This window comes from Pseudomonas sp. MS01C9 (assembly GCF_058202755.1).
In genome coordinates this window covers 1,686,817-1,701,218 of record NZ_CM177073.1, presented here as the reverse complement: position 1 = coordinate 1,701,218, position 14,402 = coordinate 1,686,817, and the positions used below count along the sequence as shown (strand labels likewise).

17 protein-coding genes are annotated in these 14,402 nt (G+C 62.2%); 7 read left to right on the top strand and 10 right to left on the bottom strand.

From position 1 onward, the window contains the following. Nucleotides 1-2: 2 nt before the first annotated feature. Together AC1M7R_RS07875 and AC1M7R_RS07870 are read right to left on the bottom strand one after the other, a co-directional pair. Nucleotides 3-626 carry a CDP-alcohol phosphatidyltransferase family protein gene (locus AC1M7R_RS07875; RefSeq protein WP_072395653.1) on the bottom strand — a complete coding sequence of 208 codons (624 nt, stop codon included), beginning with the start codon at nucleotides 624-626 and terminating at the stop codon, nucleotides 3-5. A gap of 189 nt (nucleotides 627-815) precedes the next feature. Then, on the bottom strand, nucleotides 816-1,727 hold the full coding sequence (locus AC1M7R_RS07870; protein ID WP_490610335.1) for a LysR family transcriptional regulator: 912 nt from the start codon (nucleotides 1,725-1,727) through the stop codon (nucleotides 816-818). A gap of 95 nt (nucleotides 1,728-1,822) precedes the next feature. Between AC1M7R_RS07870 and AC1M7R_RS07865 the strand changes: the two genes are divergently transcribed. Together AC1M7R_RS07865 and AC1M7R_RS07860 are read left to right on the top strand one after the other, a co-directional pair. Next, nucleotides 1,823-2,269, top strand: coding sequence for an ester cyclase (locus AC1M7R_RS07865; RefSeq protein ID WP_072395657.1), 447 nt, complete (start codon nucleotides 1,823-1,825; stop codon nucleotides 2,267-2,269). Between the two features lie 15 nt (nucleotides 2,270-2,284). Continuing rightward, complete coding sequence (locus AC1M7R_RS07860) at nucleotides 2,285-3,205, top strand: NADP-dependent oxidoreductase (RefSeq protein WP_072395659.1); 921 nt, start codon at nucleotides 2,285-2,287, stop codon at nucleotides 3,203-3,205. A gap of 4 nt (nucleotides 3,206-3,209) precedes the next feature. Here AC1M7R_RS07860 and AC1M7R_RS07855 read toward each other — a convergent pair whose 3' ends face one another. From AC1M7R_RS07855 to AC1M7R_RS07845, 3 genes are read right to left on the bottom strand one after another with little or no spacing between them, the layout of a single operon-like run. Beyond that, entirely contained in the window at nucleotides 3,210-4,163 is a 954-nt protein-coding gene (locus tag AC1M7R_RS07855) for a hypothetical protein (RefSeq protein ID WP_123595576.1), read from the bottom strand. A 16-nt stretch (nucleotides 4,164-4,179) separates the two neighbouring features. Next, on the bottom strand, nucleotides 4,180-4,449 hold the full coding sequence (locus tag AC1M7R_RS07850; protein ID WP_072395663.1) for an acyl carrier protein: 270 nt from the start codon (nucleotides 4,447-4,449) through the stop codon (nucleotides 4,180-4,182). A 20-nt stretch (nucleotides 4,450-4,469) separates the two neighbouring features. After that, entirely contained in the window at nucleotides 4,470-5,654 is a 1,185-nt protein-coding gene (locus AC1M7R_RS07845; RefSeq protein WP_490610334.1) for a hypothetical protein, read from the bottom strand. A 358-nt stretch (nucleotides 5,655-6,012) separates the two neighbouring features. Between AC1M7R_RS07845 and AC1M7R_RS07840 the strand changes: the two genes are divergently transcribed. The 5 genes from AC1M7R_RS07840 to AC1M7R_RS07820 are packed head-to-tail and all read left to right on the top strand — an operon-like array spanning nucleotide 6,013 to nucleotide 11,012. Next, a complete protein-coding gene (locus AC1M7R_RS07840) occupies nucleotides 6,013-7,398 on the top strand; it encodes an AMP-binding protein (protein WP_165887247.1) in 1,386 nt (461 codons plus the stop codon). A 51-nt stretch (nucleotides 7,399-7,449) separates the two neighbouring features. Further along, the gene (locus tag AC1M7R_RS07835; RefSeq protein WP_072431416.1) at nucleotides 7,450-8,394 is read left to right on the top strand and encodes a chlorinating enzyme; all 945 of its coding nucleotides are present in this window, start codon (nucleotides 7,450-7,452) and stop codon (nucleotides 8,392-8,394) included. A gap of 53 nt (nucleotides 8,395-8,447) precedes the next feature. Further along, nucleotides 8,448-9,365 carry a beta-ketoacyl-[acyl-carrier-protein] synthase family protein gene (locus AC1M7R_RS07830; protein WP_072458865.1) on the top strand — a complete coding sequence of 306 codons (918 nt, stop codon included), beginning with the start codon at nucleotides 8,448-8,450 and terminating at the stop codon, nucleotides 9,363-9,365. 32 nt (nucleotides 9,366-9,397) lie between these two features. Next, nucleotides 9,398-9,649 carry an acyl carrier protein gene (locus tag AC1M7R_RS07825; RefSeq protein ID WP_072395690.1) on the top strand — a complete coding sequence of 84 codons (252 nt, stop codon included), beginning with the start codon at nucleotides 9,398-9,400 and terminating at the stop codon, nucleotides 9,647-9,649. 43 nt (nucleotides 9,650-9,692) lie between these two features. Then, entirely contained in the window at nucleotides 9,693-11,012 is a 1,320-nt protein-coding gene (locus tag AC1M7R_RS07820) for a tetratricopeptide repeat protein (protein ID WP_072395699.1), read from the top strand. 45 nt (nucleotides 11,013-11,057) lie between these two features. Here AC1M7R_RS07820 and AC1M7R_RS07815 read toward each other — a convergent pair whose 3' ends face one another. The 5 genes from AC1M7R_RS07815 to AC1M7R_RS07795 are packed head-to-tail and all read right to left on the bottom strand — an operon-like array spanning nucleotide 11,058 to nucleotide 14,386. Next, the gene (locus AC1M7R_RS07815) at nucleotides 11,058-12,017 is read right to left on the bottom strand and encodes an amidohydrolase family protein (protein WP_072431414.1); all 960 of its coding nucleotides are present in this window, start codon (nucleotides 12,015-12,017) and stop codon (nucleotides 11,058-11,060) included. Further along, complete coding sequence (locus AC1M7R_RS07810; RefSeq protein ID WP_076406177.1) at nucleotides 12,010-12,600, bottom strand: gamma carbonic anhydrase family protein; 591 nt, start codon at nucleotides 12,598-12,600, stop codon at nucleotides 12,010-12,012. The genes AC1M7R_RS07815 and AC1M7R_RS07810 overlap by 8 nt, the downstream gene beginning before the upstream one ends. A 17-nt stretch (nucleotides 12,601-12,617) precedes the next feature. Continuing rightward, nucleotides 12,618-13,430 (bottom strand): class I SAM-dependent methyltransferase, encoded by an 813-nt coding sequence (locus AC1M7R_RS07805; RefSeq protein ID WP_490610333.1) that lies wholly within the window; start codon nucleotides 13,428-13,430, stop codon nucleotides 12,618-12,620. Continuing rightward, a complete protein-coding gene (locus AC1M7R_RS07800; RefSeq protein ID WP_072395708.1) occupies nucleotides 13,414-13,929 on the bottom strand; it encodes a GNAT family N-acetyltransferase in 516 nt (171 codons plus the stop codon). Before AC1M7R_RS07800 ends, AC1M7R_RS07805 begins: the two co-directional genes overlap by 17 nt. Further along, entirely contained in the window at nucleotides 13,904-14,386 is a 483-nt protein-coding gene (locus AC1M7R_RS07795; RefSeq protein WP_271902246.1) for a hypothetical protein, read from the bottom strand. Before AC1M7R_RS07795 ends, AC1M7R_RS07800 begins: the two co-directional genes overlap by 26 nt. Nucleotides 14,387-14,402: the final 16 nt, after the last annotated feature.

Genomic DNA, 14,402 nt, shown 5'->3' with positions numbered 1-14,402 from the left:
CTTTATGCTGAGGGAGCGTTTTCCTTCACTTGGTCCAGGCCATGACGCACCCGGTTGACCAAGGTATAAACCAGCAGGGCGGCAACCACCGCCATCACACCATCGACCCAGGGAGCCCCGAGCCAACCCAGGGCGATGCCAGTCGCCAGCACGCCCAGCACGAAGGCCCGGTCACTCTTGCCCATCGGCCCGTCGTAGCGTCGCGAAGCCCCGACCATCGGCCCCAGCACACCGGCGTATTCGCTGAACAACGCCAACAGCGTGACCGACAACACGAGCAACAGGCTGGCATCGGGAATCAGGGCGAAAGGCAGGATCAGGGCAGCGTCGGCGATGATATCGCATAGCTCGTTGAGGTAGGCGCCCAGATGCGATTGTTGGCCGAACTCCCGGGCGAGCATGCCATCCACGGCGTTCAAGGCCATGCGCAGGAACATCCAGGCTGGCACCAATACGAACACCCAGGGGTGATGGGCGAACCCGGCGACGATCGCGCCGACCAGCACTGAAACGGCACCTGCCAGCACGGTGACCTGGTTGGCGGTGACGCCCTTGTCGTAGAGCCGTTGGACCATGGGCCGCAGCAGGTTCTGGAAGGCGGGTTTGAGTTGGTAGATCGAGGGCATCGCGATGGTCTCGGGACGTTGGCGGACGTGATGAATGCAGGTGCGAGATTACGACAGGTCATGGCCTGGCTGGTGGGGTATTTCTCCAGATTGGGCTCAGGTCTACATCTTGCCGTGAAAGGCCTGGCTGGTATCGCGTGCCGGGGAGCAAGAGGGACCGTCCCCATGGCCGCCACGCTGGCCGTGGCGTCATAGCTGCCCGGCGACTTCGGCGATCAATTCCCTGAACCATTGCTGCGCCGGATGGGACTCGCTGCGCCTGTGCCAGATCAGGTCGAAGGTCATCGGCGGCAGCGTCACCGGTGGCGGGAACATCACCAGCTTATGGCTGCCGGCCGCGCTCATCGCCACTCTTCGCATCACCGTGGCGGTCAGCCGGGTACGGGCGATCAGCGAGGGGACGGCGAACATCTGCGGCAATGTCAGGGCGAGCTCCCGCTGTTTTCCTTGCTGGGCGAGAGCCTGGTCCACCACGCCGTACAAGTCTTGCTCGGGAGACACCAGGACATGGCGCAGCGCCAGGTAAGCCTTGAGGGTCATGGCGCGGCGGGCAACCGGATGGTCATGGGCCACGATGGTGACGAATTCGTCCCTGAGCACGGTTCGATTCAGGATCCTCGCCGCAGCCTGGGTCGGCGGCACGCCCACCGCCGCGTCGATCAGGCCGTTGTCCAGCATGTCGACGGTATGGTCGCGGTCGTTGAACGCATGGACATTCACCGAAACCCCCGGCGCCTGTTCGGCGAGGGCCTGCAACAGGGCGGGCAGGAGCACATAGGCCGGGTAGTCCGACAGGCCGAGCTTGAATACCGCGCGAGCCTCGGAAGGGTTGAACGCGGGGCGCTCCACCAGTGCCACCTGCAACTGATGCAACGCCTGGGCGATCGGCACCGCCAGTTCCCGGGCCCTGGGTGTCGGCAACAGACCGTCGGCGCTGCGGGCAAACAGCGGATCGCCCCACAGTTTGCGAAACCTGGCCAGGGCCGCGCTCATCGCCGGCTGACTGACCCCCACCCGAGCCGCGGCCCGCGTGACGTTGCGCTCGGTCATCAGTGCGTCGAATGCCACCAGCAGGTTCAAATCGATGCCATGAAAATCCATGAATCAAATAAATATCCATATCGGTTATTTGTTAGACGGATCGTATCCCGCCCTCGCACTATCTCGCTACCCCACCTGGCCACAGCGAGAAACCGATGAATATCTCCAGCATCAGCCTTGCCGACCAACTGCGCGCCGAGCGCCTGGCGGTCGAAACGTTCTACCGCGCGTTCAGCGACAAACAACCGGATCTGGTCGACGAAGTGCTGGCCCCGCACTGGGACGACATCCCGTTGGCGCCGGGGCAGGCCCCCGGCCCTGAAGGCATCAAGACCATCATCCGCAGCGTTGTCCAGGCGTTCCCCGATGTGCGGATCGTTATCCACGACGTGGTCCAGGAGCCTGGAAAAATGGCCGTGCGCGCGCAAATCAGCGGCACCCATGACGGTGAGCTTTTCGGCATCGCCGCCACCGGCAGGCAAGTCAGTTTCCCCATCCATGAATTCCACCGCTTCCACGACGCGAAGCTGACGACGACATGGCACCTGGAAGACTGGTTCGGCGTGTTCATCCAGCTTGGCCGGTTCCCCACCCAGGCCTGAAGAGGAGTCTGCCAAATGAAGAGCGCTTTGATTCACGAGTTCGGTAGCCCGGATGTGCTGGTCGCTGGTGAAGCGACCCTGCGAACCCCTCAACCCGAGGAAGTCGTCGTCAGCGTCGAGGCCGCCAGCGTCAACCCGCTGGACGTCAAGATCATCGCCGGCTACATGCAGCCGATCTTTCCCGTGACGTTTCCCTATGCGCCAGGCACGGATTTCAGTGGCGTGATCGAATCGGTGGGCGAGCGGGTGAGGCACCTGAAGGCCGGCGACCGGGTCGTCGGCCGCACCACTCCCAGCCACGGTGGCGCCTTCGCGCAGCGGCTGGTCATCGCCGCCGCCGAGCTTTGCGTCATTCCCGCGTCGATGGGTTTCGAACAGGCCGCCGCCTTACCAACGGCCTATGGCACCGCCGCGCAGGCGCTGTTCGACGTCGGCAAGTTGCAGCCAGGGCAGCGGGTCCTGATCCATGCCGGGGCCGGGGGCGTGGGCAGCATGGCCATCCAGCTGGCCCAGCTTGCCGGCTGCCATGTGATCGCAACCGCATCGGCGAAGAACATCGAGCTGGTGAAAAGCCTGGGCGCCGACGAGGTCATCGACTACCGGAGCCAGACCCTTGAAGGTGTGCGGGATATCGACCTGGTGCTCGATACCCTGGGCGGCGAGACGCTCGAAGAGTCCTGGCAGGTGCTGCGCCCCGGGGGACACATCTCGACCCTGGTGGAGTTCAACATCCAGGGACGGGACGGTTGCACAGGCGAATTCGTCTTCTTCGCCAGCGCAGTGCCGTTCCTTCCCGAGGCGGTCAGGCAGTTCAGTGCGGGCCGGCTGCAAATCATCATCGACTCGAGCTTTACCTTGTCCGACACCCGCGCGGCGCTGGAGAAGGTCGCCACCGCCCACGCGCGGGGCAAGGTGCTGATTCGTCCGGGTACCTGAGCGGTCAGGCCTGGACCACCGTTTGTCGAAGCATCGAGCGAAGGTCGTCGAGGTAGTCAGCCTCCAGGCCTTCCAGGGCAGCGCACCGCGTGACCAAGTCGCGGCGACGGACCTTGCCGGTGATCTGCGCCATGGCCATCAAGCCCTTGAGCACACCGGCCTCCTGGGCAAACCGCTGGACCCGTTCGAGGGTCGCCTCGGGTACGCCGGTCATCGACAGGTAGCGGGCAAAGCAATTGCGCGAGCCAGCCAGGAGCGTGAACACGTCATGCAGCGCGCGAAACTTGGTCGTGTCGCAGGCCAGGGGGTTGTCCAGCAGCGCTTCGAGGTGGCCGTAGAACCAGGGTTCCACCTTGAAGCCGTCCAGGAATGCCTGATGGCGCTGGCGGAATGAACGCTCGACACTGTGTCGTGGTGGTGTCCACTCCAGGCAGAACATGCGGCGACTGCCCTCGTTCTGGAAGAACTGGTCGATCACTTCCTGGGGGTAGCGGTATTCGCACAGCACACTGGCGGCATTGTCATCGACGATGTCCCAGGTGCCGTCGGCATGGGCCTGGCGCAGCACGACAACGTGCTGGGCATGTGACCTGCGGTATTCGGGACAGTGTGCAAAGTAATACACGTCCCCCGACAGGAAGGCGCAACCGTAGGCCTGGATCTGCTGGTGGATGACCGGCAGCAGCTCATCCAGGTGTTCGGCCTTGCGCTCATGAAAACGTACGCCCAGCAGCGCCAGGTCGTCGTCGGCGAAATAACCGCTTTGCAGCGCGTACTTGGCTTTGTTCTGCACCACCATCTGCTGGAAGATATCGTCCACCGCCGGCAAGGCGTTGTAGAAGAGCCAGTCCACTTCTATGCCCAGGCGTTTCATGAACACAACGGCATGGCGCTGGAAGCAATTGAGGAAACGTCGGTCGTACAGGTGCACATCGTAGGCAAACGGTTGTTCTTCCATGACGGGCGATCCTCGCCTAGGCAGTCAGGTAGTGCTCCAGGAGAAGCCCGGCGACAGCTGCCGGGCTGCCCAGGAACTGGGGGGCCAGATGGTCGGTTTCGAACTCGATCTCAAAGGCATCCTCCAGGCGCGTCACCAGGAGCATCAGCTTCATCGAGTCCACCCCTGCTTCGAGAAAAGACAGCTGCGGGTCGACCTGGACGCTTTGGGGCGCCACTTCCTTCATCAGCGCGTAGACCTGCGCGAGCACGGTCTGTCGATCGGTTTCAAGCTCTGTGGAACTCATCGGATGCCTCCATCAATCAATCATGAGCGCGCCAGCGGAACGGGCTGCGCGGGGCGACGCAACTGGGCCAGTCCCAGCAGCCCGATGGCGGTGACCAGGCCGGTGCCGATCATCAGCGCCGGGCCGGATGTCGGGCCCAAGACCGATGCGGAGGTCGCAAAGGTCAATAACAAGGGGCCGGTGGCCTGCATCGAATAGGCGCAGAACGTGCTGCGACTGCCCACCAATGCCGCCTGGGCATCGTTGTTCGCGCAGCGCATCAATTGGCTGCGAACGGCGATTCGCAGGTGGTTGGTGACGAATCCGACCAGGAACGCCCCGACCAGCGACAGCGGCACCAGGGGCGCCAGGACCATCAGCGCATCCACCACGATCAGGGCGCTGGCGAACAGCACCAGGCGGTGCTTGCCCAGGGGCAGCAGCGCGGCCAGGAAAGCCCCGATGCCCGCGACGCCGGAGGCGATGCCGAAACTGGTGGGGCTCCAATGGTTAACTTGCTGGTAGACGACCGGCATCATGCTGTTGAAAGCGCCGATGTGCAGGGCGATCAACCCGAGGCAGGCCATCCAGCCGTAGGGCATTTCGAACGTATCGTCCTGGCTTTGCCTGGCCTGCCGAGGGGCAGGGCCCGGGGCCTCGACGATGACGCTGCGCCTCATCCGGCCGGCCAGCAACGCCGGGCTCAGGGCCGCCCCCGTCAACGCCACGGCCATCAGAAAGACCGAATCGTCGAGCAGGCCCAGCAGTGCGCCACCGGCCAACGATCCCGAGAAACCGCCGACCTGGATGGCGGTTTGCATATAGCGCGCGGCATCGTCCGCCGGTAGCCAGCCGGCGACGACCCGGCGGGTGTTCTCGATTTCCAGGGAGCTTGCCGTGAGGAAATCGACTGTCCCCACCAGCAAGGCGATCAACAGGAAGACACCCAGGGCCGAGGCCAGTCCGGACCAGGCGAAGAGTGCCGCAATGGCAAAGGCCGAGATACGCAACGCCACCAGCCAAGGGGCGTCGATGTTGGCCGCTCGTCCTCGACTCAGCAGATCCAGCGCGAAGGGAACGGCGACCGAGAGACACAGGACCACGCCAAGGGGGACGCTGGAACCGGAGAGCTTGAGCGACATCCAGATCACGCCGGTCAATACGGCCTGGTCGCAAGCCGTGGACAGCGCAACGACACCGTAGAACAGCAAGTTTCGCGACGACATGAATGAAACTCCGGTGGGGCCAACCGCGTGACGGGCGAGTGACCAGGGCGTGGATCGTCGAACGAGCGCCTCGAAGCAAACCCGCCCGCCACAGCCTTGATGATCGGCAGAGAGGGCGCGACGAGGACGCCTGAAAATACCCAGGCCCCGACACGCGGCGCAACTTGCGTTAGCAAAACTAAAGGCCACTGCAAAAACCTAACGCAACGCCACGAGGGTGTTTGCCAGTAGTAGGCTCTGACGACCGATGCCATCGGACGCAGGAGCGAGCGGCGTGGAAAGTGAAGGACTGCAAACACTGATTTCAAAGTTGAAAGGCAACCCGCGCAATGGGGTTGTGTTTCATCAACGTACTGAAATGGAACGTGTCCGGTTCGCTGACGTGTACCAGGAGGTTTCGCTGGTTTCGCGCCAGCTCGCCGAGGTAGGCCTTCAGGCGGGCATGCAGGTCGCGGTGATCGCCGAGAACGGCAAGGCGGCTTTTTTACTGGACCTCGCTTTATTGAATATCGGCTGCATCGCCTTGCAGATTCCCGAGAAAACCGCCCGCAGCGCCCTGGCCGACATCGGCCAGCAGAACATTGCCTTTGTGCTGGTCAGCGCCTTGTACCGCGACGAGGTGGACCCTGGTTCATGGGAGCCCGTTGGAACATTCCATGGCTTGAGGCTGTGTCGGAACCGGGCGTGTCCGAATGCCTTCGCTGCGGTTGCGGGGCCCACCATTTTCTCCTCCGGCACCAGCGGCAAAGAGAAGAAGATTCGCGTCAACAACGCCACCGTCCTGCTCAATGCCCGGCAGTTCTTCTCGGCCATCGACGCCCGGCCGGACGACAGTTTCCTGATCTTCCTGCCCCTGTCCAATTATCAGCAGAAGCTGTTGATCTACGGGTGCATCGATGCCGGCATCGACATCGTGCTCAGTGGCATGCAGACCGCCATGCAAGCCCTCAAGCAGACCTCCCCGAGCCTGTTCCTGGCCCCTCCGCTTTTTTACGACGCGATGTGGCGCCTGGCCGATGGCAATGGCCAGAAGCTGCGCGAACTGTTCGGCTCGAACATGCGACAGATGTGGAGCGGCATGGCTGCGTTGCCGCAGGCTGTCCTGGACGGATATCACACGGCGGGCCTGCCGCTTCTGGAAGCCTATGGCATGACCGAGTACGGCCCCATCGCCGTCAACACCCTCCAGCACAATCGACCGGGTTCGGTCGGTCGGGCACTGGTGCCGGGCAGCGTGACCCTGGAAAGCGACGGGGAGATTGTGCTCAGGTCGCATCGGCGGCTGACCTGCGGATACGTGGACCAGCCAGAAGAAGTCGCCAGGGCGGTGTATCGGGACGAAGTCGTCATTGCCACCGGCGACGTCGGCCGTATCGATGCCGACGGCTATATCTTCATTGAAGGCCGCAAGAACGACACGATCATCACATCAGGTGGCCAGAAAATTCACCCCACGGCCGTCGAGCAGTCATTCAACAGCCTGCCTGGCGTGCAGTACGCCGTGGCGCTGGGAGCCCGCCGTCCCCACCTGGGAATGTTGCTGGTGGTCGAACAGATCGATTCGAGCGCCCGGCAACTGATCGAAAAGACCATCGACGATTACAACGCCGGTGCCAGCGTACCGATCCGCAATTATTTCCTGTCCACCGAGCCGTTTACCGCCGAGAACGGTTTGCTGACCCGGAACCTGAAGCTGCAACGCAAGAACATATCGTCCCGATACGAAACTTGCGTATTCAACTGAGTCGTCACGCAAACATTGATCTTCCACACTGAGCAGGCAAGGAGATTTACCTTGGACGCGTTAAAAGAAGACTTCGGACTTAGCGATGAGGAAATTGCTTTCTTCTTCAAGAATGGATACGTAAAGCCGTTCAAGGTTTATGAACCGGAAGAGATGGAGCGGCAATGGCGAACGGTGCGGCTGCAGACACTGGACCGCAGCAACGCCGTGTATGCCGACAATACAATCTCCAACGCCGGCAACAATAACCTCGCCAACTATGACCGGCACCTGGACATCCCTTTCCTCGGCCAGCATGTCTGCAACCCCAGGATCGTGCACAAGGTGCGCAGCCTCATGGGCAAGGACCTGCTGTGCTGGCGCACCGAGTTCTTCTCCAAGTACCCCGGCGATGCGGGCACCGACTGGCACCAGGCCAATACCTTCGCCGGCGTGGCGGGGCGTCCCCATATCGTCTGGCCCGATGACTCGGGACGTCGCGGGACCCTGACCGCCTGGACCGCTTTCACCGACACGATGAAAGACACCGCCTGCATGGCGATTGTCCCCGGCACCCACAACATGATGCATTACGACGAAGAGAAGCGTCTGATCTTCAACCCCGAGAAGAACAACAACCTCGTCAAGGACGGCGTCCGTCGTGGGCTGTGGGGCTACGATTACCGCGACCTGCAAGTCGACCCGGACTGGAAGCCCGACGAGTCCAAGGCGGTCTACTTCGAGATGAAGGCCGGCGAGTGCGTGATCTTCTGGTCGACGGTGCTGCATTCCTCGCTTCCGCACCTGGGCCTGACCGACAAGATGCGCCTGGGATACTCCGCCCGCTACGTACCCCCGGAAGTCCTTATCCACCCCGATACCGACATGCTCCACGAGTTCGGTGGCGAGGTCAGCCTGGAGAATTACGGTGCTGTCGTGGTGTCGGGCGAGAACCGCTACACCCATAACCGTATCCGCGAAACGAACATGCTGGGCGAGCCGTTCATCCCTGCCTGATGACTCCAGGGCCGGAGCATCTGCGGCCCTGTTCCGTAAAAGGACGAATGCGCATGCGCATAATGATTGACGCTTGTTCCTACGCCCTGGGTGAAGTCGAACGTCCTTATCACGATGTGCCTGACTTCAAGGCTATGCTCGATCGCTTCGGCTATCCGGACGAGCCGGGGGTATTCGGCTGGGGAAGCTACTTCAAGACCGACGGCGATATATTCGACCTGGGCATCAGGTCCGCTCGCCAGACCCTGGCCCAGAGCCGCGTGTCTGCCGGCGATATCGACTTCGTCATGTTCTGCTCGACCTGCTTTCCCGGCAACGAGATCGAGTACATCAATTTCAACGTTCGGCTGTATGAAGGTCTCGAACTGAGAAAGGCTTTTCCCATCGGCGTCACCCTCAACAACTGCATCAGTTTCATGAGTGCCATCGTGATGGCTGAGAGCATGGTGCGCGCCGGTGTCTACAACAACATCCTGATCATCACCGCCGACAAGGTCTACGACGAGTCCATACGCTTCAACAACTTCGCCTTGCTCAGCGATTCGGCGGCCAGTTGCCTGGTCACCCGGTGCGATGGGCCGGGCCTGGAGATCGTGTCTTCGCGTTTCGGCGTCAGCCAGGATCCGATCACCTCCAACCACGGCAAGGACGAGCCCGAACTCTACGGGCGAATCCTGAATGAAGTCCTGGAGACTTCCGGGATCACCCTGGCCGATATCAGCAAAGTGTTCTGCAACAACATCTTCCGCCCCGTGACGCAGCTCAAGGAAACCCGCCTCGGGTTTTCGCGTCGCCAGCTGTACCTGGATAACGTGGCGCGCTGCGGGCACTGCTTCTCGGCAGACACGATGATCAACTACGTCGATTACGCCCGGCAAAACACTCCCGCCGAGGGCCAGAAATTCCTGTTCTCGATCGACGCGCCCAACCTGCGCGCCAATCTGCTTGCCCAATACACACCTCAACCGTGATTCAGCCAATCCCGCTCTCTGGAGGAACGCCCATGAACATGCCAACCCAGGAACTGCACACTCAGACCGACACCGGCCCGTTGTCCACGGTCCACTCCATTTGGGCGGAAGTGCTCAAGCACCCGGCGCAGACCGACCAGGCGGACTTCTTCGACGCCGGGGGCAACTCGATGCTGTTGATCGCGATACTGAACCTGATCCACGAACGGCTCGATCGCGAGATCAACCCGGCCGCGCTGGTCAACGGCATCACCCCGGCCAGGCTCGCTGAACTGGCCGCCTGAGCATGCCCAGGCCGACGCAGAGACCCACAGGGAAGGATTTCTTATGATCGAGTTCATTGATTCTCGCGGTGTGCCTGTGCGAGTGCAGGACGCCGACGAAGCAGACGAATTGGAGACTGCCCTGACGGGCATTCTTGGGATGGAGTTCGATCCACTTCCACTGTTGCAGCGGCGCGAAGTGCGTTGCCCGATTTCTCGGTTGATCGAAAGCGTCGTCAGGTTATCGAGCATGGAGGACCGGCAGATCCAGCAGGCCACGTTGCTGCTGGGCGGTCTCGATCCCGAGTGTTTGAACCCCCGCGAGCAGGGGCACCTGGCGGCCTGCAATCATTGGGTCAATCAGGACTACGAACTCGCCCATGCCTGCTGGCGCGAACTGCTGGCCCAGCATCCGCGGGATGTGGTGGCCTTGTTCAGCGTGCACATGCTGGAGTTCAACATGGGGTGGACCGAGCGGATGCGCGAGACGGTGCTCACCATAAGACCCTTCTGGGGCCCCGCGCATCCCTTGTATGGATACGTGCGCGGCATCGAAGCCTTTGCCCTGGTGGAAAACGGCGACTATGACGCCGCCAGTGTCGCGGCCGAATGCGCGCTGGCGATCAACCCCCGGGACATCTATGCGATCCATGCCGCCTGTCACGTCGGCTACGAGCGCGGGCAGTACGCCCAGACGCTGAAGTGGCTGGACGACACCGAGGACAACTGGGGCGACAACCTCTGCATGCGCATCCACCTGTGGTGGCATCACGCGCTGTTCAACCTCTATATGCAGCGCCCGGAGGCGGTCCTGCAGACGTTCCATCAGAAAATCAGGATCAAGAACGACCCCGACGGGTACGAGGACCTGGACGCAGTCAGCCTGTTGTGGCGCTTGTCGCTGACGGGGGTGGATGTTTCCGAGCTGTGGCAGGAAGTGGCGCAATACTGGATGCCTTCCATCGATCAGTCGCAGTACTGGTTCAACGATGTGCATTCGATCATGGCGATGGCCAGCTCCAATCACCAGGTGCTGGTGCAGCGCATCCTGCGACGCATCGACTCCACGTATGCCAAGGTCCCGATGATCGCCAACGTGACACGCACCGTTTGCCGGGGGCTGATTGCCTTCCAGCAGGAGGACTACGACAGCGCCCTGGATCTGTTGAGCAAGATCCTGCCGGCGGTGCGGGCCATTGGCGGCAGCAATGCGCAGCGTGACCTGCTGGAGTTGACCACCATCGAGGCGGCCATACGGGCCCGGCAGTTCGATCGTGCCAGGCAGCTCATCCAACAAGGACGCAGCCTGCGTCATCCTTCGCCTTTTCGGACGTTCTTCGTCGACCGTCTGCAGGACGAGGAGCCGATCCACCTGCGCGCATGACCGAGCCGGAAAAGGCATTGCGCCCAAGGGTGCAATGCACTTTCTTCAGCGCTGCGGGGAAATGATTCCGTCGAGCAGGCGCTGCAGGTTCCCCGAAAGGATCAGGCGCGCATCGTGATCGCTGATGGCCTGGTCCGGATCGACAATGAAGGCGCGCAGTCGCTTGTTGATCGCCTCATGATTGTTGATGGGCCAGTCTGTCCCGAAGATGATCTTGTGATTGATCTCGCTTTCCAGCAGCGTGCTCAGCACTGGCGAACGGCCGCGGGCGTCGATCGCGTGCTGGGCACCACTCAAGTCCAGGTAGACGTTGGGGCGGTACTTGCACAGCTGGATGCACTGCACCTGGTCGTTGACTGCGCCGTGGGCGAGGATGAACGGGATGTTCCGGTAGCGACGGGCGGGCTCGTCCACCCACATGGCCTGGGCGGGGGCGAAGGACAGGGCGGGGGAGGTGGGGCCGATGTGCAGCAGTACGGGCAGGTGGTGGGCGTCACAGTATTCGTAGAACGGCGCGAGCGCCGGATCATCGGCCTGGTAGCCGCAGGGCGGGTAGAGCTTCATGCCGCTGAAGCCGTATTGCTCGATGCCGCGGATGAACAGGTCGAGCCCGTCTCGCCCCCAGCGTGGGTCCACGCCGGCGAAGACCGCGAAACGTCCGGCATGGCGCTGGAGAATGGCCCGGTGTTCCTGGAACATCTCGTCGATGGTCAGCTCGGTATCCGGCAAGGCGAAGGAGAAGTCCGGCAGCAGCAGGACGGAGCGGCTGATTCCGGCCCTGTCCATCGCCGCGATCTGGGCATCTCCCTGGTGATCGGCCAGTTCGCGCTGGAACTGATCGAGGATCCTCGTGCGGGAAACCGGGAATCCACTGGCCCGCAGCTTCACTTCGATATTGTCGGCCACCCCCTCCAGGAAACTCAGCGGTGTGAAGCGTGTGGAAGCGATATGGCTGTGGCCGTCGATGAGCGTCGGTTCGTCAGTGCCCCCGGGTGTGTCACTCATCGCCCACCTGCTGCTGGCGCAGGAAGCGGGCGTAGCGCTCCATCATCTGCCTGACGACGCCTTCGCTTTCGCGGTCGACGCCGAAAACGTAGCGGGGGAAATCCAGCTCCTTCTGCACCGCCCAGAGTTCATCATGCTGGTCGGGGGAAAAAAGCTGTGCCGGGTCGCCCGCGGCGATCCAGCCGATGGGCACCGTGGCGCCTGGCTCCAGCGCGGTCTTGATATGCACCACGCCGTTGATGCGCACCTCCGCGCCTTTGCCCAGGCGAGCGCCGTTGAAGACCGACGCACCGGTCGCGACGAACACCTCGTCGTCGATGCGGCAGCCGGTCAGATGGCAGTGCGGGCCCACCATCACGTGATTGCCGATGTGGCAGTCGTCATGGGCGGTGCTGCGGATCACGGCGTTTTCCATGACGATGCAGTTTTCCCCGATCGTCAGCGCGCCACCTTCCGCGACGAGGACCGCACCGTGTCCGATCACCGTTCCGGCACCGATGGACACATTGCCTTCGAGCACGGCGCTCGATGCAATCCGCGCCGTGGGGGCGATTTTCTGGTTGAGTTTGGCTTTGCCAGGCATGCGCAGATTCCTTTGCGTTACTGTTTTTCTCCAGAGACGAAGAATACGCCGATCCCCGCCCAGCCGCCCGGGCTCTCGATGCTTTGGGTGATCACGGCCATCTCGCGCCGGGCCAGTTCGAGTTCGTCTTCTGGAATCACTTCCATCTTGTAGCCAAAGACCAGGTCGCAGAAAGCGCTCGCTCCGATCAGCGACGTGGACACCAGCAACATGCTGCAGCGGATATCGCCATAGCCGGCCTGTTCGAAATAGCTCGCCAGCTTGCTGCCGACGTGACGGTCGCCTCCGCGAGCGGCTTGGGCCCTGGCCACGCGGGCGAGGAACGACTGCAGCTCGGGCGGCTGGGGCGAGGCGCCGAACCAGCGGTCGTCAATGTCGCAGATGCACAGGCGCCCGCCGATGGCCAGGCTGCGGTGGATATTGCGCAAAGCGCTCAGGGGCTCCGACAGGTGCTGGAAAACCATGCGCGCATAGCTGAAATCGAACTGCCCCGGCTCGGTCAGGCTTTCGTCATACAGGTTGCATTGGCGCACCTGGGCTTCGTCGATGCTGGCACTGGCCAATTGCTTGCGCGTCTCGCTGATGCTGGTTTCGTTGCAGTCCAGGGCCATCAACCGGCTGGGCTGGGCCCGAAGCGCAATCTGGGTGGTGATGATGCCCGGGCCGCAGCCGACATCCAGGACCCGTTGTCCCTGGGTCAGCCCGGCTTGCCTCAGATGATCGAACTCCAGGTCCAGCGCAATGCCGGCCTGGGATTTCAGGCGACGCAGGGAGTCTTCATTGTCGCGAAAGGTCCCCAGCTGATACGACTCGTCAACGATCAAAACCATGAGCATTCCCTTCCATTTTTTTCTGTAGCCAGACTATGTCGACCAGAGTGTCCTCCAGCCTTGCGATCCGAGGAATCCGTACACATTCGGAGAAACCCTGAGACTTGCACCCGCGGGCACTGGCGTGGTTCGGCCCCAGGATAATGGCCACCAGCGACTCGAAACCGGCCTCTCTCGCCGAGACCTCCAGGGCTTGCAGCAGTCGGATCCCGACCCCGCGGGCACGCATGTCCCGTCGTACATACACGGCGACTTCCGCCATGGTTTCGTCGTCGGGCCGCGCGGAAAAGGGTTTCAGGGCACCCCACGCGACCGTCTCGCCGTCACTCGACAAATAAACGAGAACGGCGAAACGTCGGTTCTTTCCGAAGTAGGTCAGGGCGAATTTTTCATGGGTGTGCTGGGGAACGTCACAATTGGCGAAAACCTTGTCGGCAATGGCCTGATTGTAGGTTTCCACCATGGAGGGCAAATCATCGGGAGTGGCCGGCCGAATCATCTGATAACTTCCTGTAGAACACGTTCAGCGTCGAATTTCCGCTCGCTCCCACCGCGCCGCCCAACAGAAAGGGGCTGTCGGAAAACCATGAGGCGTGGCGTTGCATATGGCTGTCCACCACACTGATCAGCGTGTGCACGCCTTGCTCTTTGCCCCTTGAGGCGCACGCGCTGGACAGCACATCGAAAACGTTGGAACTGGCATCCTCGTCTTCGCTGTGCAGCACCAGCTTCATGCTTCCGTCATAACCGGCGCGTTCGTGGAACCGAAAGTACACGGCCCAACCCGATGCAACGCCATCGCGGCGCGTGCAAGCATAAGCACCCCCCGGCCGGTGCGGATTGAATATCTCCGCGACACACTCCGCCGGGCTGGAAAAGCGCTGGGCAAGGACCCGTGTCCAGGCGTCGCTCCCCATGCTGTCGGTCAGGCATTTCAAGATTGCATCGGGGGCCATGGGGTGCGCGTGGTAA